Origin of the sequence: Streptomyces sp. NPDC086519 (assembly GCF_040686075.1) — a bacterium.
GTDB classification, from domain to species: domain Bacteria; phylum Actinomycetota; class Actinomycetes; order Streptomycetales; family Streptomycetaceae; genus Streptomyces; species Streptomyces shenzhenensis.
In genome coordinates this window covers 1-22,651 of the sequence record NZ_JBFBJL010000039.1, presented here as the reverse complement: position 1 = coordinate 22,651, position 22,651 = coordinate 1, and the positions used below count along the sequence as shown (strand labels likewise).

Annotated in this window: 22 protein-coding genes, 1 tRNA gene and 1 pseudogene; 8 read left to right on the top strand and 16 right to left on the bottom strand. The window is 72.5% G+C overall.

All coding sequences use genetic code 11. The annotated features are described in order from the left end of the window. From AB0P24_RS30805 to uppS, 6 genes and pseudogenes are all read right to left on the bottom strand, one after another. Positions 1–1,290, bottom strand: coding sequence for an extracellular solute-binding protein (locus tag AB0P24_RS30805; protein ID WP_365799692.1), 1,290 nt, complete (start codon positions 1,288–1,290; stop codon positions 1–3). A 14-nt stretch (positions 1,291–1,304) separates the two neighbouring features. After that, positions 1,305–3,425, bottom strand: coding sequence for a glycoside hydrolase family 27 protein (locus AB0P24_RS30800; RefSeq protein WP_365799691.1), 2,121 nt, complete (start codon positions 3,423–3,425; stop codon positions 1,305–1,307). A 644-nt stretch (positions 3,426–4,069) separates the two neighbouring features. Beyond that, positions 4,070–4,535 (bottom strand): annotated as a pseudogene (locus tag AB0P24_RS30795) (transposase); the annotation flags it as partial. An 81-nt stretch (positions 4,536–4,616) separates the two neighbouring features. Then, entirely contained in the window at positions 4,617–4,904 is a 288-nt protein-coding gene (locus AB0P24_RS30790) for a hypothetical protein (RefSeq protein WP_365799689.1), read from the bottom strand. 132 nt (positions 4,905–5,036) lie between these two features. Then, positions 5,037–6,500: an oxygenase MpaB family protein gene (locus AB0P24_RS30785; protein WP_365799687.1), complete on the bottom strand. Its 1,464-nt coding sequence runs from the start codon at positions 6,498–6,500 to the stop codon at positions 5,037–5,039. Continuing rightward, complete coding sequence (gene uppS, locus AB0P24_RS30780; RefSeq protein ID WP_365799798.1) at positions 6,497–7,183, bottom strand: polyprenyl diphosphate synthase; 687 nt, start codon at positions 7,181–7,183, stop codon at positions 6,497–6,499. The genes AB0P24_RS30785 and uppS overlap by 4 nt, the downstream gene beginning before the upstream one ends. Positions 7,184–8,279: 1,096 nt before the next feature. Here uppS and AB0P24_RS30775 point away from each other — a divergent pair. Further along, entirely contained in the window at positions 8,280–8,687 is a 408-nt protein-coding gene (locus tag AB0P24_RS30775) for an FKBP-type peptidyl-prolyl cis-trans isomerase (protein WP_365799685.1), read from the top strand. A 370-nt stretch (positions 8,688–9,057) separates the two neighbouring features. Here the strand turns inward: AB0P24_RS30775 and AB0P24_RS30770 are convergent. Next, positions 9,058–9,134, bottom strand: a tRNA-Pro gene (locus AB0P24_RS30770). A 102-nt stretch (positions 9,135–9,236) separates the two neighbouring features. Here AB0P24_RS30770 and AB0P24_RS30765 point away from each other — a divergent pair. Together AB0P24_RS30765 and cobF are read left to right on the top strand one after the other, a co-directional pair. Continuing rightward, positions 9,237–9,749 (top strand): DUF309 domain-containing protein, encoded by a 513-nt coding sequence (locus tag AB0P24_RS30765; protein ID WP_365799683.1) that lies wholly within the window; start codon positions 9,237–9,239, stop codon positions 9,747–9,749. A gap of 45 nt (positions 9,750–9,794) precedes the next feature. After that, positions 9,795–10,577 carry a precorrin-6A synthase (deacetylating) gene (gene cobF / locus AB0P24_RS30760; protein WP_365799681.1) on the top strand — a complete coding sequence of 261 codons (783 nt, stop codon included), beginning with the start codon at positions 9,795–9,797 and terminating at the stop codon, positions 10,575–10,577. A 263-nt stretch (positions 10,578–10,840) separates the two neighbouring features. Here the strand turns inward: cobF and AB0P24_RS30755 are convergent, their stop codons facing one another. From AB0P24_RS30755 to AB0P24_RS30735, 5 genes are all read right to left on the bottom strand, one after another. Beyond that, entirely contained in the window at positions 10,841–11,587 is a 747-nt protein-coding gene (locus AB0P24_RS30755) for a cobalt-precorrin-6A reductase (RefSeq protein ID WP_365799679.1), read from the bottom strand. A gap of 133 nt (positions 11,588–11,720) precedes the next feature. Continuing rightward, positions 11,721–11,843 (bottom strand): type B 50S ribosomal protein L36, encoded by a 123-nt coding sequence (ykgO, locus tag AB0P24_RS30750; protein WP_093497747.1) that lies wholly within the window; start codon positions 11,841–11,843, stop codon positions 11,721–11,723. A 35-nt stretch (positions 11,844–11,878) separates the two neighbouring features. After that, the gene (locus tag AB0P24_RS30745; RefSeq protein ID WP_181808960.1) at positions 11,879–12,139 is read right to left on the bottom strand and encodes a type B 50S ribosomal protein L31; all 261 of its coding nucleotides are present in this window, start codon (positions 12,137–12,139) and stop codon (positions 11,879–11,881) included. A gap of 41 nt (positions 12,140–12,180) precedes the next feature. Beyond that, entirely contained in the window at positions 12,181–12,345 is a 165-nt protein-coding gene (rpmG, locus tag AB0P24_RS30740; protein ID WP_181808961.1) for a 50S ribosomal protein L33, read from the bottom strand. A 149-nt stretch (positions 12,346–12,494) separates the two neighbouring features. Continuing rightward, entirely contained in the window at positions 12,495–13,268 is a 774-nt protein-coding gene (locus AB0P24_RS30735; RefSeq protein ID WP_365799676.1) for a sulfite exporter TauE/SafE family protein, read from the bottom strand. 207 nt (positions 13,269–13,475) lie between these two features. On the opposite strand from AB0P24_RS30735, the gene AB0P24_RS30730 reads away from it, so the two are divergent. After that, on the top strand, positions 13,476–13,946 hold the full coding sequence (locus AB0P24_RS30730) for a DNA starvation/stationary phase protection protein (RefSeq protein ID WP_365799796.1): 471 nt from the start codon (positions 13,476–13,478) through the stop codon (positions 13,944–13,946). 13 nt (positions 13,947–13,959) lie between these two features. On the opposite strand, the gene AB0P24_RS30725 is transcribed toward AB0P24_RS30730, so the two are convergent. Beyond that, positions 13,960–14,892: a LysR family transcriptional regulator gene (locus tag AB0P24_RS30725; RefSeq protein WP_365799674.1), complete on the bottom strand. Its 933-nt coding sequence runs from the start codon at positions 14,890–14,892 to the stop codon at positions 13,960–13,962. Between the two features lie 71 nt (positions 14,893–14,963). Between AB0P24_RS30725 and AB0P24_RS30720 the strand changes: the two genes are divergently transcribed. The 4 genes from AB0P24_RS30720 to AB0P24_RS30705 all read left to right on the top strand — a co-directional run bounded on the left by AB0P24_RS30720 (position 14,964) and on the right by AB0P24_RS30705 (position 19,276). After that, on the top strand, positions 14,964–15,851 hold the full coding sequence (locus tag AB0P24_RS30720; protein ID WP_365799672.1) for an SDR family NAD(P)-dependent oxidoreductase: 888 nt from the start codon (positions 14,964–14,966) through the stop codon (positions 15,849–15,851). 303 nt (positions 15,852–16,154) lie between these two features. After that, positions 16,155–17,558 (top strand): glutamine synthetase family protein, encoded by a 1,404-nt coding sequence (locus AB0P24_RS30715; RefSeq protein WP_365799670.1) that lies wholly within the window; start codon positions 16,155–16,157, stop codon positions 17,556–17,558. Beyond that, positions 17,558–18,706 carry an amidohydrolase family protein gene (locus tag AB0P24_RS30710; protein ID WP_365799668.1) on the top strand — a complete coding sequence of 383 codons (1,149 nt, stop codon included), beginning with the start codon at positions 17,558–17,560 and terminating at the stop codon, positions 18,704–18,706. Before AB0P24_RS30715 ends, AB0P24_RS30710 begins: the two co-directional genes overlap by 1 nt. 42 nt (positions 18,707–18,748) lie before the next feature. Further along, positions 18,749–19,276, top strand: a complete 528-nt coding sequence (locus AB0P24_RS30705; RefSeq protein WP_365799794.1) for an NUDIX hydrolase family protein — start codon at positions 18,749–18,751, stop codon at positions 19,274–19,276. On the opposite strand, the gene AB0P24_RS30700 is transcribed toward AB0P24_RS30705, so the two are convergent. The 3 genes from AB0P24_RS30700 to AB0P24_RS30690 all read right to left on the bottom strand — a co-directional run bounded on the left by AB0P24_RS30700 (position 19,273) and on the right by AB0P24_RS30690 (position 22,618). Continuing rightward, positions 19,273–21,525: a SpoIIE family protein phosphatase gene (locus AB0P24_RS30700; protein WP_365799666.1), complete on the bottom strand. Its 2,253-nt coding sequence runs from the start codon at positions 21,523–21,525 to the stop codon at positions 19,273–19,275. The two genes, AB0P24_RS30705 and AB0P24_RS30700, sit on opposite strands and share 4 nt — an antisense overlap. A gap of 296 nt (positions 21,526–21,821) precedes the next feature. Beyond that, positions 21,822–22,463, bottom strand: coding sequence for a LuxR C-terminal-related transcriptional regulator (locus AB0P24_RS30695; RefSeq protein ID WP_365799664.1), 642 nt, complete (start codon positions 22,461–22,463; stop codon positions 21,822–21,824). Positions 22,464–22,483: 20 nt separating this feature from the next. After that, positions 22,484–22,618, bottom strand: coding sequence for an SDR family oxidoreductase (locus AB0P24_RS30690; RefSeq protein ID WP_365799792.1), 135 nt, complete (start codon positions 22,616–22,618; stop codon positions 22,484–22,486). Positions 22,619–22,651 lie beyond the last annotated feature (33 nt).

The window sequence follows — 22,651 nt, the reverse complement described above, 5'->3', positions numbered from 1 at the left end:
TCAGGCGCTCCAGATCTTCTCGGCGTCCCGCTGCCAGTCGGTCAGGATGCCGCCGATCGACTTCGGCTCGGCCAGGAACCTGGTCAGGGCGGTGTCCGCGGTGGGCTGGAGGGCGTCGCTGGAGTCCCGGTTGAAGAACTGGGTGATCTCGGCGGCCGCGGCGACGTGCGCGCGGCCCTTCTTCACCAGCGCGGTGCCGGCGTCCTTGGCGTCCGGGTTGCAGGGCAGCACGGTGCCGGAGGAGCCCTTGATGTAGATCTCCTGGGCCTCGGCCGTGGCCAGGTACTTCAGCAGGTCGAGGACCTGGTCGCGGCGGCCGCTGCGGGCGCTGGCGAAGTAGCCGTCGACAGGCGCCTCCTCGGCGAGCGGGACCTTGGAGTCGATGACCGGGAAGCGGAAGAAGTCGATGTCGCCCAGGGCGCTCCTGGGCGCCGCGTCGGCGAAGAAGGTGCCGATGAGCATCATGCCGCTGCGGCCGTTGAGCAGGGCGGTCGTCGCGTCCTGGAAGGCGACGGCGGTGCCGTTCGGGTCGAAGTACGGCAGCACCTCCCGCCAGCGGTCGAAGACCTTGCGCACCTCGGGGTCGTCGAACCGGTGCTTGCCCGCGAGGAGTTCGCGGTGGTACTGGGCGCCGTTGATCCTTATGTCGAGGTAGTCGAACCAGGCCGACGCCACCCAGGGGGTGTTGCCGCCGGCGCCGAGCCCGATCGGGGTGACGCCCTTGCTCTTGAGCCTGTCGCACAGGTCGAGGAAGCCGTCCCAGTTCGTGGGCTCGCTCACGCCCCACTTGGCGAAGTGGGACTTCCGGTAGAACATGCCCCACCAGTAGTAGGTGCCGGGCACGAAGACCTTCTTGCCCGAGCTCGCGGTGCACAGCGAGTGCAGCGCCTTGGTGTACCGCTTGAGGTCGGGCGAGGAGTTCCACACCTCGTCGAGGTCGAGCAGCAGGTTCTTCTTGGCGTAGGCGTCCGCGACCGAGCCGGGGTACCAGGTGTACACGTCCGGCGGGTTGGCGGAGGTGAGGTAGGTCGGCAGCTGGGTGCGGAAGGTCTCGGCGGCGACCGTGTTCAGATCGGCCCTGCCGGACCCCCTCTTGGCGTAGGCCGCGACCAGGTCCTCCATCGCGGCCTTGGCCTGCGGGGCGGACAGGTTGGACTGGAGGGTCACCGCGCCCTTCGAGGAGCCCTTGCCGGCGGAGGTGGAGGTGACGCAGCCGCCGAGCAGCGCCGCGGTCCCGGCGGCACCGAGTCCGGCGAGGAACCGCCGTCTGCTGGTCTGGGAGTTGGCCATGTCGGGTTCCTCGTTCACTTGAATCGGATCTGGTGGACGTGGCCGTCGACGCCGCGGAACACCGCGTCCACGGCTCCGTCCGGGCCGGCGACCGCGCCGAGCGCGCCGTCGAACGCCGCGCTCGGGAACTCCTGCCGCTTGCTCCAGCCCTGCCAGGCGCCGTCGGCGTAGCGCTGCTGCCAGAGCGTGTAGTCGGCGGCCCGCGCGTACAGCAGCACCGTGTCCCCGGCGGCGACCAGGGTCGGGCTGCCGCTGACGGTCCCGCCGAGGGACGTCCAGTCGGACCACTGCCCCGAGGTGTCCCGCGTGCGCGTCCACACGTCGTCCGCGGTGGTGCGTACGGCGACGTGGAGGCGCCCCTGGGCGTCGACGACGGCGGACGGGCGGCCCTGGACCTGCCGGTCACCGGGCGTGCCGAGCGAGGACCAGCCGGAGTCCGGACCGCGCTGCACGACCGTGCCGTCGGCGCCGCGCGCGAACAGCGTCCAGTGGGTGGGGTCGGTGAAGGCGACGGACGGCGCGTCGGTCAGCTCCCCGCCCAGCGGCTGCCATCGGCCCCAGCGTCCGTCGGCGTGGACCCGCCGGTAGGCCAGCGAGTCGGCGCCGCGTACGAAGACGTCGATGCGGCCGCCGGCGGAGGCGTACGCGGCGGGCTGGCCCAGGATCTTGCCCTGCGCGGGGCCGCCGAGGTCCTTCGTGCTCCCGTCGGTCCTCTCGACGAGCGAGCCGTGCGGCCCCCGGAAGAACGTGGCACCGTCGCTCACCACGGCCGGGCTCGCCGTGGCGGTCACGCCCAGGTCCGTCCCCGGCAGCGCGTCGGCGCCGGTCAGCTTGAGGAACGCGGTGCCGTGCGCGGGGACCTCGACGGTGTACGACCCGGTGTGCGTGCCCCGGTCGGCGCGCGCCCGCAGGTCACGGACGCGCACCGGGCCGCCGAGGCCGGTGTCGGCGAACTGCACGGTGCGCAGCGCGGGTTGGCCGGAACGGTTGAGCAGTACGACGGCACGCTGTCCGTCCCCCCGCAGCACCTTGCTGTAGACGTCGCCGACCGAATCGGTCGCCACCCTTACCCCCTGGACGGCGAGGGGGTCCTGGTCCACGGCGATGATCTCCGGATTGCGGAGGGTCCTGATCATCGCGTCGGGCAGCGTGCGCGGGTCGGAGCCCAGCATCAGCGGTGAGCCCATCTCGGCCCACATCACGAACTGGGTGGTGGACTCCTCCTGGGTGAGCTCGTACGTCCCGTCGGCCATCTTCCGCATGGGGATGAGGTAGTCGGGGTCGTTGTAGTGGCCGGGGCCCTGTGCCTCGGGATGCCAGGCGTTGGCGTCCATGTTGCGCAGGATGTCGGGCCACTCGCCGGGGCTGGGGCTGCCCCAGGCGATGTCGGTGCCGGTGCGCCAGGAGTCGGCGATCGCCGGGGCGTAGACGTAGGTGTTGTGGGCGTCCTGCTCGGGGGTGTGCGGCAGGCCCCAGTCGTCGGTGAGCGGGTTGCAGAGGTTCAGCAGCATCCTGCGGCCGGACTTGGCGACCGCGTCGCTGAACTCCTTGTAGGCGGGCCCCGGATCGAGCTTCGCGCCGATCCCGCAGAGGAAGTCGACCTTGATCGCGTCGATCTTCCAGCTCGCGAACTGCCGTGCGTCCTGGTCGTAGTACCCCCGGCTGCCCAGACCGCAGCTCCTGCCGCCGTCGTAGGTGCCGGCGTCGGTGTAGATGCCGGCCCGCAGTCCCCGTTTGTGCAGGTAGGAGACGAGGGCGGGGATGCCGGAGGGGAAGCGGTCGGGGTTGGCCGCCAACCGGCCCTGGGCGTCCCGGGGGTTGTCGGCCTGCCAGCCGCCGTCCAGCCACACGATGTCGTAGCCGCTGTCCCGCAGACCGCTGCTGACCAGCTTGTCGGCGACGGAACGCACCTCGCTCTCGGTGGGCGCGCCGAGCCCGTAGTAGGTGTTCCAGCCCATGTAGGGCGTCGGCGCGAGGCCGCTGTCGTAGGCGGTGGGTGCGCCCTGGTCGACGGCCGTCTGCGCGACGGCATGGGGGGTCGCGGTGGCGGCCAGGGCCACCGCGACGGCGGCCGCGAGGACGGTCCGGGTGAACTGGTGGAGCCGGGGTCTGCGTACGGGCGGGTGCGAGATCACGTGCGTCTCCCAGGGGTCGGGAAGCAGGAGAACGGGACGCGGGCCGCTCTGCCGGAGCGGGCCTACGACGTCACGGCGAAGACTGTGGCGCGTGGCCGAAATCGTGTCAAGATTAATTACTAATTTAATAGAAGTAGCGCGGAGGTGTGCACAGAGTCTTGACAGGTCCATCCCGTGAGGGCAGCGTTCCGCAACGTCGCCAAAGCCGCCGGCAACGTCGCCATCACCCGATGCCCGGCCCGAACTCCCCTGATCGGAGCCTTTGTTCAGGTCGGATCAGCCAATTCCGCCGACCCGCCCAGCACCGCCCGCACCGTCGCCGCCGGCCTGGCCGCCCGCACCGGATGAGCCGTCCCCGGAACGCACGTCGACCGACGCGGCGAGGCGGACACCACGCCCGGCGACGTGCAGCCGCCTTCGCCGGGTACGCCTGAGACTCACCCAACAACTTGGAGCGCGCGAGGGGCCGGCCGGGGCCGAGGGATCACCGCGGCGGCGCCGACCCCGCGTTCCCTGCTCGCGGCTGACCAGCCGGACGGGCAGGCCGACCGTGCCGGTGATCCGGTGGATCGGCCCCTCCTCACGCAGCCGATCCGGAGCAGCTCGGCGGGGTCGACGTTGCCTGCGGCGGAGGAAGTTGACTGGCTGACGGGTCGACCGCCCCCGGAACCCTTCTTCTGCCGATTGGAGGCCTGGTCCTTCTTCTCCGGGATCACTGCCTGGATGCCGCGTTGACGCAGGTGGGCCCGGTTGCCGCGGGACGAGCAGGCCTCATGGGAAGCGAAGGTCGGCGGAAGCTGACGTTCAGGGGCGCGAGTCGACACTGACCAGGGACAGGTCCGCCTCGCCCCGCTTCGCCGCTTCCGCGATCAGGCCCTCCGGCGGGGCCTCGAAGACGTCGGCGTCACGCCACCGCCGGAAGCGGTTGTGCACGGTCGACCAGGCACCGAACTCCTGCGGCATCTCCCGCCACTGCCCGCCGGTCCTGAACCGCCGGATCACACCCTCGAACTGCCGCCGCAGCCGCTCGGGGTACGGGCCGTACTCGCCGATCGGCAGGTACGGCCCGATGAACTCCCACTCTGTGTACGTCAGTTGCACTTGCGTCACGCAAGAAGATCTACCGGACCAGACCCCGCCGCGAGAGCGGAGTCCGCAACTGCCGCCGTCTGCCCTCTAGCCGAACCAGGCTCAGCCGAGACCGCGATGAGCGGCCCACAACGTCCCGGCGCGGCTGGCCGCGTCGACAACCAGAGCCGCCAGTTCTGGTTCGTCAGGGACCGGGAACGACACATATGCGCCCCGACCACCGCCGACTGGTCGGCCATAGGCTTTCGCGGCGAGGTGACCGTCCGGGAGAAGCCGGATGTTGAGTGTGGTCAGTTGGAACTCTTCACCACGTCGAGTGTCCGTCCAGCGGAGGGCCTGCGGGATCGTGACGTTGACCGCCAGAGCACTTACTTCCAGGTCGCTGCTCATGGACGGATGCTCTCACGCGAGTCGCACGGGCGGCGGGCGAAGTAGGCAGTGTGATCACGGCTCGATACGCGCCCTGGAAGGGACGTATCGGAGGAGCGTGCAGCCGTGGCCGCCAACCCGTGCACGAGCTCGTCAGGCGTCGGCGAGGAGGGGGTCGTACGGGGTGCCCGTGCGGCGGCCCGCCATGAAGGAGAGGAAGTCGCCCACGAAGGCGCTCTGGCCGTAGGCGCCGTCGGTGGTGGTGAGGTCGCGGTGGAAGGCGGTGCGGAAGAGGGTTCGGTACTCGTCCGCGTCGATGCTCCCGTTGCCGTCCTTGTCGGTGGCGTCGAAGAGGACCTCGGCAACGCGGATGAGCGCGGGTCCTGCGAGGGAGGGGACGGCGGTGGCGTACTCCTCGGCGCTGACGCGGCCGTCGCCGTCCGTGTCGAGGGCAGTCTGGAGCTCGCGCCACCAGGCGGCGAAGGCGTCGTAAAGCCGGGCCTCCTCGGGTTCGTCCAGGTCGAGGCGGGTGGAGAGTTCGCGTGCCATGGCGGCGAGGTCAGGCCAGTCCAGGTGGCCGTCACCGGTCTGGTCCAGTACTCGGCGGAAGAACTCCTCCGCCGGGCGTCGGTTCTCTTCTGTGCCCGCCGAAGGGGCCGGGTCGGGGTTGGTGTCGCCGCTCAGTGGTGTGAGGAGGCGGAGCAGGGCCGATGCCCGCTTCATGCGGGCGCGCAGGGCGTTTACGGTGCGGGCGCGGGGGTCGTCGCTGTCGGGTGAGAGTGAGAGGGCTTCGATGATGCTTTCGGCGTTGATCCAGCCCTCGGGCAGGAATCGGGCGAGCCCGGCGGCGAGGTAGGCGCCCTGCATGAGGGTTGGGGCGCCGGGCATCTCGGGCAGGCCGGCCCGGCGCCGGTAGGGCTCGGGGAGCGAGGCGACGGTGATCGCGCCGAGGAGCGGTCCGGCGACAGCGCGGCCGGCCGCCCACAGTGTCGGCACGCCGTCGAGCAGCGCAGGGGCGGGCAGGTGGTCGAAGAGCCGGTAGAGGATGACGCGGGCCGCCTCGGTGTTCTCCAGCTCGTTTTCGACGACCCGGTCGAAGTACCGCCAGAAGTCGTTCAGGTCCTCGGGGAGTTCCGCGGCGTCGCCGTCCAGCGCGGCGAGGAACGCGCGGTACTCGGCGTACATCCGCTCCATCGTGTCCTGGTCGAGCGGCTGGCCGCTCAGCCGGCACATGGTGACTGCGCTCTCGAAGAGGGTGGCGACCACCCAGGCGCGGGTCGCGCGGTCCATCGCGTCGTAGGCGCGGCCGCGGGAGTCGGAGCCGCTCATGCGGGCGTGCAGCCGGTTGAGCCGGGCGGCCTCCCGTTCGCGTACCGCTGGGTCGGTGCCGAACATGCGCCGCATGCTGAGGAAGGTGTTGCGCAGTCGGCGCCAGGGGTGGGCGACGAAGGTGGAGTTGTCGACGAGGGCGGCGCCGATCTGCGGGTGAGCGGCCTCCAGTACGGTGGCGCGGATCATGGCCAGGGCCCAGCGCGGGTCGTCGAAGAAGGCGCTGAACTGCGATTTCGGGCCGAACAGGGATGCCTCGTCGGCCGTTCCCGTGGTTTCGGTGGTCATGATGGGTCTCCGTTCGTCCGGGCGGGCACGCCGCCGAAGCGGCGGTCTCGGTGCCGGTAGGTGTGCAGGCAGGCGAGGAAGTCGGGAGCCCGGAAGTCCGGCCAGAGCGCCTCGGGGAAGATCCACTCGGCGTAGGCGACCTGCCAGAGCATGAAGTTGGAGATGCGCTGCTCACCGGAGGTGCGGATGACCAGATCCACATCGGGGGTGTCGGGGAAAGGCAGGTGGTCCGCGAAGATCCGCTCGGTCACCTCGTCGGCGGGCGTCCCGCTGCGGATCAGCGACCTTGCGGCCTCGACGATGTCCCGACGCCCGCCGTGGTCGAAGGCGACGGTCAGCGTCATCCCCCGGTTGTCGGCCGTCAGCGCCGCCAAGTCGTCGAAGTCCTGGGCCAGTTCGCGGGGGATGCGCGGATCGGCGACCCCGAGGAAACGGCAGCGGATGCCGCGCGCGAGCAGCAGCGGCGCATGCTTGCGCACAACCCGGCGCACCAGACGCATCAGGAATTCGACCTCGGTGCCAGGGCGGTTCCAGTTCTCGGTGGAAAAGGCGTACAGGCTGAGCCACTCCACGCCGGCCGCCCGGGCCGCCTCGATGACGTCGATGACGGCGGTCTCCGCGGCCCGGTGACCCGCCGTACGGGGAAGCGAACGCCGCTGCGCCCAACGCCCGTTGCCGTCCATCACGCAGGCCACGTGCCGTGGCCCCGCACGCGCCGCCCCCTCGTCCCGCCGCTGCCCGCCGGGTCCGCCACCGCGCTGTCGCCCGCCCGGCCGGTCCTCCGTCACCGCGCGTGCGCGCGGCACGCCATGGTCCGTCACGCCCGGCCCCGTCCCGTCCGGAGCGGCACGACCGGCCGAACCGCGCTCGGTCACGCCCACCCTGCCTCGCCGCTCCCGCCTCGCCCACGCCCCACCGGCGCGTTCCCTCCCGGGAGTCTGACAGCGCGAAAGGGCCCTGACCGGCCGAACGAGTGGCCGTCACCCTTGACTCGTACGATCGAATCTGTCCGAGTGCTAGAGCGGCGAACTCGCGCACAGGTCCTTTCAAAGCTCCAATCGATGCGCGGGGTGGAGCGTGACCGCGTCCAAGAATCCGCGAACTCGCGCGCTTCCCGACCGCTCCAAGGCGGACAAGGACCCGGCGGACCGGCTGTCCGTGCCGGCAGACCAGTGCAAATACGCCGCAGACTGGGTGGCCGACAAGCTCCGCTGGAAACTGACACGACCTCGCCGCCGCCCGCGGCGAGGTCAACCTGCGCGGCCTGCACCAGGTTGACGTCTACGAGGCCGGGCTACCCGAAGACGTCACCCTCACCACGCTGATCGGATGACTACGCCCACCGGACCAGGCGAGTCGACCGCCACCTCGACGAGGTGCTCGATGACATGCAGATCACCTGCACGTTGCGATCCTCGGTCGGTCTTCGTGGACGAGCCGCGCGAGATCTTCGAAGTGGCGGTCGCCCTCCAAGGCGGCCGAGGATCGCAACGATGACCTTTCCGGCCTCGGCATCCGCCATCAGGGAGTGGCGGTCGCCTTCCGGGGCAATGTGCCGACAGCCGTCCGCGCCTCGTCTCGTTCTGGCGATTACTGCGTGACCTGTGCGTGCCGGTCGCGTTCATCGGCCATGCGAAGCGAAAGATCATCACGTGTGGCCGCTGGATCTGGTGTGCTCCGGGGACCGGCATCTCGGTAGCGTGACCATCTGATGCATGGAGTGTCCATGTGTCCGGCTGGTCAGTGCGACGGCTTCCGGCGGAGAGTGACGAGGCTGCGATGAGTGAACTGGCGAAGCCCGAGGTCGACGTTCCGGAGGGTGACGCTCCTACCGAGCTGACCATCCGGGACCTGGTCGTCGGGGACGGGGCTGAGGTGAAGCCGGGCATGGTGGTCAGGGTCCACTATGTCGGGGTGACCTTCGAGACCGGGAAGGAGTTCGACGCCTCCTGGGACCGGGGCCGGCCGCTCAAGTTCGCTCTGGGCAGTGGCAAGGTCATCAAGGGCTGGGACCGGGGGGTGAGGGGGATGAAGGTCGGCGGTCGGCGCGAGATCATCGTTCCCCCGCGTCTCGGCTACAACAATCAGTCGCCCTCGCCGTTGATCCCGGCGGGCTCGACCCTGGTCTTCGTGGTGGACCTGCTGGACTCGTATTCCAGCACAACCGGGTGGAGCAACGCCTGGTGACCTGGCCGCTCCTCCCCTGCGGCGTGCCGCATCGTCCCCCGGGGGCGGCGCCGCCGTGCTCCTCGCTGCCGCTCCTGCTTCCGCCTCCGCAGCGTCCGAACGGTTCCGCTGCGACTCAGTGACCGCCGAAGTCCACAAGGCGACCGACTGCCTCAACGGCCTGCCCGGCGCCGCCGCCCGGACGTCTGAACCCGGCGGCCGCGCTCGGCAAACGGGGGAGGTCCCCGTCGGAATCCAGCTCGTCGCACTGCCGATCACAGCCGAGACGGCCCCCAGCAGCAGCACATTGCGCAAGCCGATACGGACCTCCGAACGCACGGAAGGCCGCCCTCCCGTAAATGAGAGAACGGCCTCCGACCTGCCATAAGGCTGGTCGGGACGACAGGATTTGAACCTGCGACCCCTTGACCCCCAGTCAAGTGCGCTACCAAGCTGCGCCACGTCCCGGTGCGCTCACTCACGGTGACCCGCGTGATCGCGCGATCAGCACTTTACCCCACGTCCCCGGGCAGCCCGAAAGAGGGCGTGGGCGGGGGGACAATCGGGCGTATGGGAGACGCCGCAGGGACAGGAGCACGGGACCGGGACGCCGAGGGGCGGGCGCGCAACGCGCGGCCGCGGGACGGACTGGGGCGGCCGCTGCCGTACGGCGCGCTCGGCGTGGAGCGGCAGCCCGAGGGGGTCGTACGGACTCCGGAGCAGACGGTCGCCGAGGCGCAGGCGCTGCTGGACGCCGGGAAGCCCTTCCACGCGCACGAGGTGTTCGAGGACGCCTGGAAGTCGGGGCCCGAGGCGGAGCGGACGCTGTGGCGGGGGCTGGCCCAGCTCGCGGTGGGGCTCACGCACGCGGCGCGTGGCAACGTGACCGGCGGGGCGCGGTTGCTGCGGCGCGGCGCGGGCGCGGTCGAGGAGTGGGCGTCCCTGGGCGGGGTGCGGCGGCCGTACGGGATCGACGCCGAGGGGCTCGCGGGGTGGGCGCGGGAGCTGGCCGGGCGGGTGGAGGGCGGCGGCGGGAGCGTCGACGCGAGAGGCGAGGCGCCCCGGCTGCGCGGCGCCCGGTAGTACCGGGGTGACCCGCTGTCAGTGGGATGCGGCAGACTCGGGAGCGTGCGAAAGATTCATGTCATCGGTATCGGCGCGGGCGACCCCGACCAGCTCACCCTCCAGGCGGTCCGGGCGCTGAGGAGCACGGACGTGTTCTTCCTCCTCGACAAGGGCGAGGTCAAGAACGACCTGACGCGGCTGCGCCGGGACATGCTCGACACGCACCTACCGGACGGCGGTTACCGGCTGGTGGAGGCCCGCGACCCGGAGCGGGACCGGGCCGCGGGCGGCGGGGCGTACTCGCCGGCCGTCGGCGACTGGCGCAGCGCCCGCGCGGACATCTACGAGCGGCTGATCCGTGAGGAGTTGGGCGCCGACCAGACCGGCGCCTTCCTGGTGTGGGGCGATCCGTCGCTGTACGACAGCACGTTGGCGATCCTGGAGGAGGTGCTGGCCCGGGGCGCGGTGCGGTTCGCGTACGACGTGGTGCCCGGGATCAGCAGTGTCTCGGCGCTGGCGGCCCGGCACCGCACGGGGCTGAACCGGGTGGCCCGGCCGGTGCAGATCACCACCGGCCGGCGGCTCGCCGAGGGCCTGCCGGACGGTGTGGACGACGTGGTGGTGATGCTCGACGCCCACCAGGCCTTCGGCCGGTACACGGACCAGGACATCGACATCTACTGGGGCGCCTACCTCGGCACCCCGGACGAGATCCTGGTCTCCGGACCGATCGCCGAGGCCGCTCCGCGCATCGAGCGGCTGCGGGCCGAGGCCCGGGAGCGCAAGGGCTGGATCATGGACACGTATCTGCTGCGCCGCCACCCGGAGGCTCCGAAGGAGGGCTGAGCGGTATCCGGGTGGCCCGCTTCCTGCCCCGCACCGCGGCCGGCGACCACGAGGTCCGGGTCCTCGGCGGCGTCCGGGGCAGCCGGCTGAGGGACCGGGTCCGGCAGGACCTGGGTCGCCCGTCGGGCGCCGACCCGCGCGCCCGCCGTCGACGCCACCGGTAAACGGCGCTGGTCAAGGACCCGGCCGACGGATTGTCCGGATGGCCCGACCGGACGGCGAAGTCGGCGCCCGCCGCCGGGACCGGCCGGCGTCCGGGGAGGTCACGCGGGGCCGAACCCCAGCCGTTCCAGTACGCCGGCGACATCCGGTACCGCCGTCACACCGTCCGGCAGCGGAGGCCGCCGTACGACGACCACGGGCAGCGCCAGCTCCCGTGCGGCCGTGAGCTTGGCGGCGGTGGCCGCTCCCCCGCTGTCCTTCGTGACCAGGACGTCGATCAGGTTTCCCTGCAGCAGCGCGCTCTCGTCGGCCACGGTGAACGGCCCGCGCGCCAGCAGCACTTCGGTATGCCGGGGCAGAGGGGGCTCGGGGGCCTCCACGGACCGTACGACGAAGTGCCGGTCCGTGAGATGGGCGAAGGCGGACAGGCCCAGGCGGCCGGTGGTGAGGAGGACGCGGGGGCCGAAGCGGAGCAGGGCGGCGGCCGCCGCGGGCAGGGAGGGGACCGGGTGCCAGTCGTCGCCGGGGCCCGGCCGCCAGCCGGGGCGGCGCAGGACGACGAAGGGGACCCCGGTGCCCCGGGCCGCGTGTGCCGCGGTCGCGGTGATCGTCTCGGCGAAGGGGTGGGTGGCGTCCACCAGCGCGTCCACGCGATGCTCGCGGATCCAGTCGGTAAGGCCGGCCACCCCTCCGAACCCGCCGATCCGCACCTCACCGGCCGGCGAGCGGGGCCGCGTGACCCGGCCCGCGAGCGAGGTCGTGACACGGGCTCCGTCACGCGCCGACAACTCGGTGGCGAGAAGACGGGCCTCGGCGGTACCGCCGAGGATGAGGATGTGCCGGGACATGGGGGGAGCGTACGGGGTCCGCTGCCGGGGGCGGGAGCCCGGGGGCGGGAGGGAAGGGCGTCGCAGACACGCCGTGACGCGCGACGGCCACCCGGCGAAGTCGCCGGGCGGCCGTCGTGGGGCGGGACCTCCGTCAGCCCTGGCGGGCCTTGAAGCGGGGGTCCTTCTTGTTGATGACGTAGACCACGCCGCGTCGGCGGACCACCTGGGCGCCGGGCTTGGCCTTCAGCGAGCGCAGGGAATTGCGCACCTTCATGGTTCTGTTCTCCTCGGGTCGGTCACCGGGCCGGGTCAGCCGCGGGCGGCGGCGGTGCGGCCGTAACGGCGCTCGAAACGCTCCACGCGGCCGGCGCTGTCCAGGACCCGCGCCCTGCCGGTGTAGAAGGGGTGCGACGCGGACGAGATCTCCACGTCGATCAGCGGGTAGGTGTTGCCGTCCTCCCACTCGATCGTCCGGGACGAGTCGGCGGTCGACCGGGTCAGGAACGCCGTGTCCGCGGCGCGGTCCCGGAAGACCACGAGGCGGGACGCGGGATGAATGCGGGCCTTCATGGGGTTTCCTCTCTGGGCTGCTGGTGCGCTGGCGCTCGGCTTCAGCGTTCTTCGCGGAAGTCGACGTGCGCGCCGGCCACCGGGTCGTACTTGCGCAGGACCAGCCGGTCGGGGTTGTTCCGGCGGTTCTTGCGGGTCACGTAGGTGACGCCGGTCCCTGCCGTCGACTTCAGCTTGACGACGGGACGCGCGGTGCTGCGTGCCATGAGGTCCTCCTTTCGCCCACACCCGGGATCTTTGATCCGAGCATGTCATTCACGACCTCTGCAACAACGCCCCCCGCCGTCGCATTCCCGGAGTGCCGCACCGGTCGGACCAGCCCTACCCGCCCTACCCGCCGGACCGGCCCGACCGGTCAGCGCAGGAGGAGCTGCAGGCCGCCCACGACGGTCGCCGCGATGACGAGCTGCTCGAACAGCCGCTGGTTGATCCGGTGCACCGCCCATCTGCCGATGAGCGCGCCGGGGACGACGAACAGCACGAGCGCGGCGTCGAGGAGCAGCGAGTCGCCGTCGATCAGGCCGAGTCCGGCACTGAAGGGGACCTTGGAGGCGTTCACGATCAGGAAGAAGAACGCCGAGGTGCCCAGGAAGCCGAGCTTCCGGAAGCCGGCCGACAGCAGGTACATCGACATCACCGGGCCGCCCGCGTTGGCGACCATCGTGGTGAAGCCGCCGAGCACGCCGTACGAACCGGCTTTCACCCGGCCCGCCCGGGTGGTGACCGCGTCGGGGTCGTCGGGGCGGTCGGCGGTGCGGCGCCGCCACACTGTCACTCCGGCCATCAGCAGCAGGATCGCCCCGATCGAGGTCCGTACGACGCTGTCGTCGGCCCAGACCAGGAACACCGTGCCGATCACCACGCCGGCCGCGACCGCCGGGAACAGCCGCCACAGGGTGGGCCAGTGGGCGTGCCTGCGGTAGGTCGCCACGGCCAGCACGTCGCCCGCGATGAGCAGCGGGAGCAGGACGCCGGTGGAGGCGCGGGCCGGGAGGATCGCGGCGAAGACGGCGAGGCTGACGGTGTTGGCCCCGCTGACGGCGGTCTTGGAGAAACCGACGAGCAGGGTGGCGAGTGCCAGGGCGGCGAACTCCCAGCCGGATATGTGCCAGAGCGTCATCGTGTTCATGCGGGGACCGATGTTATGTCCGGACAACCGGGCGGTGTAAGTACCGTCTCGCCGGTTGACCCCGGCACGGGGACGGGCGCCCTCCTGGGAGACGGGCGCCGCCCAGACCCCCGCTTCGCCCCCGGACATGGCCGTGTGCGTTTGCCGTCGTGTCCTGAGGGCACCCGCGCAGCCATGACGGCACAGCTCAGAAGGGAGATGCGCACCATGTCCGTGGTGAAGAGCACACTGCCCGACGAGGCGCTCCGGGTCACCGGGAGCGCTCTCCAGGAGACCCTGGTGGACCTGCTCGGACTGTCCCTGGTCGGGAAGCAGGCGCACTGGAACATCGTCGGGCCGCGATTCCGCTCGATCCACCTCCAGCTCGACGAGGTCGTCGCCACCGCGCGCGCCTACTCCGACACCGTCGCCGAGCGCGCCGCCGCCCTGGGCGTGCCGCCGGACGGTCGCCCGGAGACCATCGCCGCGGCCTTCGCGCTGCCCGGCGCCAAGGACGGCTGGCTGCGTGACGACGAGGTCGTCGACCTGATGGTGCGGAGCCTGGAGGCGGCGATCGGCCGGCTGCGCGAGCGCATCGCCGCGACCGACGAACCCGACCCGGTCACCCAGGACCTGCTGATCTCCCTCACCGCCGAGCTGGAGAAGCAGCGCTGGATGTTCGCGGCCGAGAACAACTGAGCCGTCGGAGGGCTCACTTGGGCCCTTCCGGTACGTCCGCGTCGAGCGCCGCCGTCCGCAGGGCGGCCGCCACCCTGGTGACCGCCTCGGCCGGCGGATGCGGCAGCCGGGCCAGCAGCTGGCGGCGCTGCTCCTGCGGCCCGCCGCGCACGGGCAGGATCCGGACACCCGGCGGCAACGCCGAGGCGAGGGCGGCCGGCATGGTGGTCAACCCGCAACCGGCCGCGACGAGCTGGAGCTTGGCCAGCCAGTCCCGCGCGACGTGGGCGATCTCCGGCCGCTCGTCCAGGCCGGGCCACACACCCATCAGCCGGTCCTCGCCGGAGGCGGAGCCGGCGATCCAGCGCTGCCCGCGCAGGTCGGCCACGTCGACGAAGTCGCCGCGCGCCAGCGGGTGACCGGCCGGCAGCGCGAGACACAGGGCGCGTTCACCGAGGGTCTCGAGCACCAACGGGGGCGATTCGGCGTCCGGCGCCCGGAACGGGGGCGCCGAGGCCAGCAGCGCCAGGTCGATGCTGCCGGCGCGCAGCGCACGCACCAGCGCGGGGGTGGTTCCCTCGCGGCCGACGACCTGGAGTGCGGGGTCCGTCCGGCGAAGCGCGGTCAGGGCGCGCGGGACCAGCGTGGCGCCCGCGGTGGGGAACCAGCCGAGGCGGACCGTCCCGCCCTCCGCGGGCAGCCCGGACAGTTCCCTCGCGGTCGCCTCGATCTCGTCGAGCACGGTCGTCGCGCGCCGCATGACGACACGGCCGGCCGCGGTGAGCCGTACTCCGTCACGCCGCCGCTCCAGCAGCCCGGCGCCCGCCGCCCGCTCGATCGCGGCGATCTGCCGGGAGACCGCCGACTGGGTGTAGCCCAGCGAGGCCGCGGCGGCGGTGAAGGTGCCCTGTTCGGCGACCGCGCGGAAGACCCGCAGCGCGGTCAGTGACACATCATTGAAGTCCATGACGTCTACGCATACTACTGATGCGTTACTCCCGTTGGACTCATGGCCACGGCGTTCCTAGCGTGGGACGTATGAACGCTTCCCGCATCGCTCTCGTCACCGGCGCCAACCAAGGACTCGGCCGCGCCCTCACCGAAGGACTCGCCGCCCGGCTGGGCCCGGACGACCTGGTCCTGCTCACCGGACGCGACCCCGGGCGGGTGGCGGACGCCGCCGCCGAGGTCACCCGGCGGCCCGGAACGCGCGCCCGCGTCGAGGGCCGGGTCCTGGACGTCACCGACACCGACGCGATCGCCCGGCTCGCCGACGAGCTGGGGGCCCGGTACGGCGGGGCCGACATCGTCGTCTCCAACGCGGTCGCCCGGGTACTGCCCGGGGACTCGCAGTCCGCGCGGGCCGACGAGTTCATCGACGTCTCGAACACCGCCACCCACGCGATCCTGCGCTCCTTCGGCGCCGTCCTGCGCACGCGCGGCCGGCTGCTCGTGGTGGCCAGTTCCCTCGGCACCCTCGGCCACCTCGACCCCCGGCTGCACCACCTGTTCGACGGCGCGAGCCTCGACCAGGTCGAGTGCGCCGTCGAGTCCTGGCGCAGCGCCGTCCACCACCGCACCGCCACGGAGGCGGGCTGGCCGGTCTGGCTGAACGTGCCCTCGAAGGTGGCCCAGGTCGCGGCGGTCCGCGCGGTCGCCGCCGAGCGCCGGGAACAGGATCTGGCGAACGGCACCCTGGTCGCCTCCGTCTGCCCCGGCATGGTCGACACCGCCACTTCCCGCCCCTGGTTCAGCGACCACAGCGGGGCCCAGTCCCCGGCCGAGGCCGCCCGCGCGGTGCTCGACCTGGTCTTCGCCGAGGACGTCGACCCCGATCTGTACGGCGAGCTGATCCGCTTCGGCAAGCCGCTGCCCTGGCACGAGGGCACGCCCCTGGTGGAGCAGGACCGTCTCGTGACCCCGTGAGCTCCGGGCCCAGCGCGGTCCGGCGGCGCGGCCGCGTCCGGCGGACCGCACCCCACGCCGGTCCGGCAGCACGGCCTGGTCCGGCGGACCGCACCCCACGGCACGGCCGGGGCTCCCGTGACAGGACGATCACCGGACGGCAGAATTGTCGGCCACGGCGTGGTCGTGGCAGGGCGGACGGCTGCCGGGCGCGGCGGCGGGCCGCCGGGGCCGACTCCCCGGCGGAGGTGGCGCAGTTCGGCGTGCTCGCCGTGCAACCCTGACCGGGACGCGTGCATCCGAGCCCGTCGAGGAGGACGTCGTATGCCACCCCTGGCCGCCCCCGTACCCGGTGGGAGCCCCGGCGATCTCGCCCGGGCCCATGCCCTCGCCCACGAACTGTCCGCGCAGGGCGTACGCGGGATCGTGCTGGCCTTCGTGGACACCGCCGGGATCTGCAGGGCGAAGACGGTCCCCTGGCAGGGGCTCCAGCCGGCGGTGGCCTGGGGTGTCGGCATGTCCCCGGTGTTCGACACCTTCCTGGCGAACGACGCGATCGTGCGCACCGACGTGCTCGGCTCACCCGACGGTGATCTGCGCCTCTACCCGGATCTGGACCGGCTGGTGGTCCTGGCCGGGCAGCCCGGCTGGGCCTGGGCGCCCGTCGACCGGATCACCCAGGAGGGTGAACGGCACCCCGGGTGCGGCCGCACCTTCCTGCGCCGGATCGTCGCCGACGCCGAGGACCGGCACGGCCTCACCTTCAGGGCGGGCATCGAGATCGAGTGGGTGGTCGGCCGGGCCGCCGCGCCGGCCGACGAGTTCGTGCCGGCCACGTCGGGCCCGGCGTACGGCGCGGCCCGGCAGATCGAACTGAGCGACTACACCGCCGACCTGCTCGCGGCCTTCGAGAAGCAGGAGGTGCCGGTCGCCCAGTTGCATCCCGAGTACGCGCCGGGCCAGTTCGAGCTCTCCACCGGCGCCCTGGACCCGGTGGCGGCGGCCGACCAGAGCGTGCTGGTACGGCAGACCATCCGCGCCGTCTCGCAGAAGTACGGCCTGCGGCCCTCCTTCTCCCCGGCCGTCGCCGAGCGGGGCGTCGGCAACGGCGGCCACCTCCATCTCTCCCTGTGGCGCCACGGCGTCAACCTGCACGCCGGGGGCGAGGGCCGGTACGGCATGACGGCGGCGGCGGAGTCCTTCATCGCCGGGCTGCTGACGCACCTGCCGGCGCTGACGGCGGTGACCGCGCCGAGCCCGGCCAGCTACCTGCGGCTCAAGCCCTCCCAGTGGGCGGGCGTGTTCACGGCCTGGGGCCGGGAGACCCGGGAGACCGCGGTCCGGGTCGTCACCGGCACGGCCGGCCACCAGAGCCAGGACGCCAACCTGGAGATCAAGCCGGTCGACCTGGCCGCGAACCCGTACCTGGCCCTCGGCTGCGCCATCGCCGCCGGACTCGACGGGCTCGCCTCGGCCGCGCCGCTGCCCGAGGAGGTCGCGGACGACCCGGCCCGGCTGATCCCGGACGAGGCGGTGGCCCGGGGCGTGCGCCGGCTGCCAGCCTCGCTCCCCCAGGCCGTGGAGGAGTTCCGCGAGGACAAGGTGCTGCGCACCGCGCTCGGCCCGGTCCTCGCGGACGCCGTGATCGCCGTACGCGAGGGCGAGACGGCTGCCGTGGCCGGCCTGGACGACGCCGGGGTGGCGGCGGCCTACCGCTGGAAGTACTGATGCCGGGACCGATCCGGGAAGTCCTCGACGCGCTCCCTCTCGTCGACCACCACTGCCACGGCGCGGTCACCGCCGACCTCACCGGGCCGGAGTTCGAGTCGCTGCTCACCGAGGGCGAGGTCTGGCCGGGCGTCTCGCCGTTCGACAGCCCGGCCGGCATCGCCGTGCGACGGCACTGCGCGCCCCTGCTCGACCTGGACCGGCACGCGCCGGCCGCCGACTACCTGGCCCGCCGTGCCGAGCTGGGCTGGCAGGAGGTCAACCGCCGGTTCCTGGCGGCCGCGCACACGGAGACGTTCTGCGTGGACACCGGCTACGCCCCGCACCCGGTCACCTCCCCCGCCGAACTCGCGGCGGCGGCCGGCGCCGACGCGTACGAGGTCGTACGTCTGGAGAGCATCGCCGAGGAGGTGGCCGTCCGGGGCATCGAGGCGGCCGAGTACGCGGCCGCCTTCCGGGCGGCGGCCGAGGAGGCGGTACGGCGGCCGGGGGTGGTCGCCGTCAAGTCGGTGGCCGCCTACCGCACCGGCTTCGCGCTGGACCCGGCGCGGCCGACGTCCTCCGAGGTGACCCGCGCGGCCGGGCTGTGGTTCTCCCGGGGCGGCAGGCTCACGGACCCGGTGCTGATGCGTCATCTGCTGTGGACCGCCGTCGGTCTCGGGCTGCCGCTCCAGCTCCACGCCGGTTTCGGGGATTCGGACCTGCGGCTGCACCACGCGGACCCGGCCCTGCTCACCGACTGGCTGCGGCTGACCGTCGGCACCGTCCCGGTGCTCCTGCTGCACTGCTGGCCCTACCACCGCCAAGCCGCCTATCTGGCCGCGGTGTTCGAGCATGTGCACCTCGATGTCGGGCTCACCCTGCACCACGTGGGTCCGGCCCGGGCCGCGGCGGTGCTTGCGGAGGCGATGGAGATCACCCCGTTCCGCAAACTGCTGTACAGCTCGGACGCCTATGGTGTGGCCGAGTTCCACCACCTCGGCGCGCTGTCCTTCCGGCAGGGGCTGGCCGGAATGCTCCAGGACCGGGTGGACGCCGACGAACTGAGCCCGGCCGACGCGGTGCGGATCGCCGCCTGGACGGGACGCGACAACGCCCGTCGCCTCTACGGACTTCCCGCCTCCGACTCCGACCCCGGCCGCGACTGACCGCGCGCCCCGCCCGGAAAGTATGATCAAGCAATGTCTGACATGACCGAAACCACGCCCGGTTGGCTGTCCTCCGACGAGCTGGAGATGGCTCGCGCCCGCATGCCGATCCTGTACGTGGAGGCCGTGCCCGTGCGCGTCGACGACAGCGGCGAAGTCACCAGCATCGGGCTGCTGCTCCGTATCGGCCCGGACGGCACGGTCAGCCGGACCCTCGTCTCCGGCCGTGTCCTGCACCACGAGCGGGTCCGCGACGCCCTGCTGCGCCATCTGGAGAAGGACCTGGGCCCGGTCGCGCTGCCCCGGGTGCCGGCCTCGCTGCAGCCGTTCACGGTGGCCGAGTACTTCCCGACGCTGGGTGTCACCCCGTATCACGACCCGCGTCAGCACGCGGTGTCGCTGGCCTACATCGTGCCGGTCACCGGTGACTGCCGGCCCCGGCAGGACGCCCTGGACCTGGTGTGGTTCAGTCCGCAGGAGGCGGTGCTGGAGGCCGTGCAGAGCGAGATGCCCGGCGGCCACGGGGTGCTGCTGAAGCAGGCCCTGGCCCATGTGGGGTTCGTGAGCTAGGAAGCCCCCCGGGCACCCGACCGGAGTGCCGCCGACGGCGGGTCGGCCGCGTTGTCCGGCGGTGCGGCGAACCCCGCCGGACCGCGGCGCGCCGGGCCTGAGGGCGCGGCGCCGGCGCGCCTGCGGGTGCCGTTCGGGATGTCCTGCTCGGTCCAGATGCACTTGGCGTCGCTCAGGTAGCGAGCCCCCCAGCGCCGGGACAGCGCGGCGACCAGTTGCAGGCCGCGGCCGCCCTCGTCGGTGTAGGTGGCCTGGCGGATGCGCGGGGCGCTGAGGCTGCCGTCGTAGACCTCGCAGGTCAGGATGCGGCTGCGCAGCAGCCGTAGCCGCATGGGCCCCCTGGCGTGCCGGATCACGTTGCCGACCAGCTCGCTCACCAGGAGTTCGGTGGTCATCGTGAGCTCGTCCAGGCCCCACCGGGAGAGCTGGTCGCGGACGAGTTCCCGGGCCCGGCCGGCCGCCCGGGGATCGTCGGGCAGGCCGAAGGAGGCGATGTCGTCGGCGGGCATGGCCCGGGTGTGGACGATGAGCAGGGCCGCGTCGTCGGTGGTCCGCTCCCGGTCCGGCAGCAGCTCCGTGACGACCGTGTCGCACAGCTCCTCCACGCCCCGGACGTCGGTCTCCTGGTCGGCGCCGGTGCAGCGGGCCGGGCGGACCCCGGCCCCGGCCAGCACGCGCATCAGTTCGGCCAGTCCCTGCTCGGCGTCATGGGCGTCGGATTCGATGAGCCCGTCGGTGCACAGCACGACCAGGCTCCCGTCGGCGAGCGGGAGTTCGTGGACGGCGAACGGCGGGGTGGCGGCGCCGAGCGGCGGATCGGGGCTCACGACGGGGCTCTGCACGGTGCCGTCGGGATGCACGAACACCGGCGGCGGATGCCCGGCGAGGGAGTAGCGGCAGGTCCGGCCGACCGGGTCGTAGACGGCGTAGAGACAGGTGGCGTAGAAGTCCTCTCCCAGGTCGCTGACCAGGTCGTTGAGGTGGCCCAGCAGCTCGTCCGGGGCCATGTCGAGATCGGCGAGGGTGCATACGGCGGTGCGCAGCCGGCCCATGGTGGCGGCCTCGGCGATGCCGTGGCCCATCACGTCGCCGATCACCAGGGCGACCCGGTCGGCGGAGAGCGGGATCACGTCGAACCAGTCGCCGCCCACCTGTTCGCCCTGGCCCGCCGGCAGGTAGCGCGCGGCAGCGACGGCGGCGGGCAGCCGCGGCAGCGCCCGGGGCAGCAGGGCGCTCTGCAGTTCCTGCGCGCGGGCGTGCTCCAGGTCGTACAGCCGGGCCCGCTCCAGCGCCTGGCCGACCATGGTGCTGAGGGTGGTCAGGTGGGCGCGGTCCTCTTCGCTGAAGGGGCGCGGCTGGTCGTAGGACAGGACCGAGACCCCGACGGCCCGCCCGGAGGCGACCAACGGCAGGAAGGCCCATGCCGTCTTCGGCGAGGTCCCCATCATGATCTTGTCGACGACGGCGGGATAGCGCTCGTACATCTGGGCGGGCGACTCGATGAACTGCGGCCTGTGGGTGCGCAGCACGTCGGTCATGGGCATGCCGGAGACGAGCGGGCCCTCGAACCGCTTCACGTAGCCCACCGGGTAGCCGGCCTCGCCGACCCTGGTCAGCCTGCCGTTCTCGTACATGCCGACGATCAGCCCGTCGGCGCCGAACGGTGACAGGACGTACTGGGCCAAGGCCCGCACCACGTCCTGGACGGTCACGGCCTCGGCGAGCGTCGCGGTCAGCTCCACCGTCCGGACCGCGCGCTCGTGCACGGGTGCGAGTTCCCGGGGCGGTGGCTTCCCCACGGCCCACTCCAGGCGCTCGGCGGTCCAGGCCGCCACCGCGTGCAGGAAGGACAGCTGTACGTCGTCGGGCTCGTCGGTTGCGGAAAGCAGCACCGAGAGCACGCCGACGGGGCCCTCGGGCCCGGTCAGGGGGACGGCCACCGTGCCGGCCGCCCCGGTTCCGAGGCCGTCCCCGGCCACCTGGACGGGGACACCGCGCCGCAGGGCACAGGACGGGGGCGCGTCCTGTGCCTCGCGCAGCTCCCTCCAGGCGCGCGCCGCCTCGGTGTCGACGCCGTCCACCGCCACCAGGGACAGCCGGCCCGCGCCGGGGTCCCACCGGTGCAGGAGGGCGCCCCGCCCGCCGACACTCGCCGTCGCCTGCCGCAGGGCCAAGGCCAGCGTCCGCGCCCGCGCCGACCCGGGCGGGGACGACTCGGGTTCGGCCCCTTCCGGGTGGTTCGGGCACATAACGACAGGTTAACGCGGCAGGTCGGAACGACCACCGGGGCAGGGGGATGTGGCTTTGCGGGGCACGGGGTGCGGCCATCGGTGGGTGCGTGCGCCGTGGAGCGGCCGGCGCCCGGCGCGGCCGGTTCGGCGTGGGTGGTGCGGGTGAGCCGGCAGCTGGGTTCGGCTCTTCTTCCGCCGAAGCAGGGATGCGGACATCCGGTTTCCGCCCCGTCTTCGGACTGTCCGGGGCACCGGGGGACGCGACCGTCCGCCCTGCGGGCGGATATGGTGCCGCAGTCCCGTGGTCCGCACCGTCACAGAAGGCCTTGGCGCAGGGCGAAGGCGACGGCGTGGACTCTGTTGCGCAGACCATGCCGCACGATCACCTCGTGGATGATGTATTTGACGGTCCGTTCCGAGTAGTGCAGAGCCGCGGCGATCTCCGCGGTGCTGGAGCCCGCGGCGAGCTGCCGTAGTACCGCGAGTTCCCTGGCCGTGAAGAGCGACGATGCGTCGTTCGCGCCGCCGCTCCGGTCGTTCCACCGGCGGGTACGGACCTGCTCCAGCGGTGGTCCGGGCAGCGGCGCGGCGCCGCGGGCCACCGCGCACAGCATCTCGGTGATGTCCGCGAGGGTGGTCCGCTCGCGGGGCGTGAAGGCCACGGGACCCGGTCCGGCCGCTCGGGCGAGTTGCTCGGCGGTGGGCCTGTCGGCCAGGAGGACGAGCCGGGGCGCCTCAGCGGGACCCTCCGGGAGGTAGGGCTTCAGCGCCGAGAGCGTCCCCTCCCCCAGCTCGGCCGTGATGACGAGCAGGACGCCCGGATTCTCCTCGGCGCCCGCCGGCAGTACGCGCAGGCGTTCATCAGCGGCGAGATGTGCTTCAACGCCCTGCGCGGTCAGCCTGTCCTCTGCCAGAACGACCACCTGCACGGGTCGCGGCGGTCCGGAGCCGCTCACCTGGCGTCCTTCGGCAGGAGTCAAAGGGTCTTGACCTGCCCGCCGTCGATGACGATCTCGGCTCCGGTGATGTTGGCGGCGAGCGGGGAGACGAGGAAGAGGGTGAGGTCGGCGATTTCGTGCGCCTCGGTGATCCGTCCGGACGTGATGCCCATGCTCTGCGGTACGACGACGTCCAGCGCCTCCTG

Excerpts from the sequence above, each read along its gene's own strand:
- AB0P24_RS30755 (WP_365799679.1), bottom strand. The coding sequence starts at position 11,587 with ATGTCCCGGCACATCCTCATCCTCGGCGGTACCGCCGAGGCCCGTCTT.
- AB0P24_RS30735 (WP_365799676.1), bottom strand. The coding sequence starts at position 13,268 with ATGAACACGATGACGCTCTGGCACATATCCGGCTGGGAGTTCGCCGCC.
- AB0P24_RS30715 (WP_365799670.1), top strand. The coding sequence starts at position 16,155 with ATGCCACCCCTGGCCGCCCCCGTACCCGGTGGGAGCCCCGGCGATCTC.
- ykgO (WP_093497747.1), bottom strand. The coding sequence starts at position 11,843 with ATGAAGGTGCGCAATTCCCTGCGCTCGCTGAAGGCCAAGCCCGGCGCC.
- AB0P24_RS30690 (WP_365799792.1), bottom strand. The coding sequence starts at position 22,618 with ATGGGCATCACGTCCGGACGGATCACCGAGGCGCACGAAATCGCCGAC.
- AB0P24_RS30790 (WP_365799689.1), bottom strand. The coding sequence starts at position 4,904 with ATGAGCAGCGACCTGGAAGTAAGTGCTCTGGCGGTCAACGTCACGATC.
- uppS (WP_365799798.1), bottom strand. The coding sequence starts at position 7,183 with ATGGACGGCAACGGGCGTTGGGCGCAGCGGCGTTCGCTTCCCCGTACG.
- AB0P24_RS30775 (WP_365799685.1), top strand. The coding sequence starts at position 8,280 with ATGAGTGAACTGGCGAAGCCCGAGGTCGACGTTCCGGAGGGTGACGCT.
- AB0P24_RS30720 (WP_365799672.1), top strand. The coding sequence starts at position 14,964 with ATGAACGCTTCCCGCATCGCTCTCGTCACCGGCGCCAACCAAGGACTC.
- AB0P24_RS30700 (WP_365799666.1), bottom strand. The coding sequence starts at position 21,525 with ATGTGCCCGAACCACCCGGAAGGGGCCGAACCCGAGTCGTCCCCGCCC.
- AB0P24_RS30805 (WP_365799692.1), bottom strand. The coding sequence starts at position 1,290 with ATGGCCAACTCCCAGACCAGCAGACGGCGGTTCCTCGCCGGACTCGGT.
- AB0P24_RS30705 (WP_365799794.1), top strand. The coding sequence starts at position 18,749 with ATGACCGAAACCACGCCCGGTTGGCTGTCCTCCGACGAGCTGGAGATG.
- AB0P24_RS30730 (WP_365799796.1), top strand. The coding sequence starts at position 13,476 with ATGTCCGTGGTGAAGAGCACACTGCCCGACGAGGCGCTCCGGGTCACC.
- AB0P24_RS30725 (WP_365799674.1), bottom strand. The coding sequence starts at position 14,892 with ATGGACTTCAATGATGTGTCACTGACCGCGCTGCGGGTCTTCCGCGCG.
- AB0P24_RS30745 (WP_181808960.1), bottom strand. The coding sequence starts at position 12,139 with ATGAAGGCCCGCATTCATCCCGCGTCCCGCCTCGTGGTCTTCCGGGAC.
- AB0P24_RS30765 (WP_365799683.1), top strand. The coding sequence starts at position 9,237 with ATGGGAGACGCCGCAGGGACAGGAGCACGGGACCGGGACGCCGAGGGG.
- AB0P24_RS30785 (WP_365799687.1), bottom strand. The coding sequence starts at position 6,500 with ATGACCACCGAAACCACGGGAACGGCCGACGAGGCATCCCTGTTCGGC.
- rpmG (WP_181808961.1), bottom strand. The coding sequence starts at position 12,345 with ATGGCACGCAGCACCGCGCGTCCCGTCGTCAAGCTGAAGTCGACGGCA.
- AB0P24_RS30710 (WP_365799668.1), top strand. The coding sequence starts at position 17,558 with ATGCCGGGACCGATCCGGGAAGTCCTCGACGCGCTCCCTCTCGTCGAC.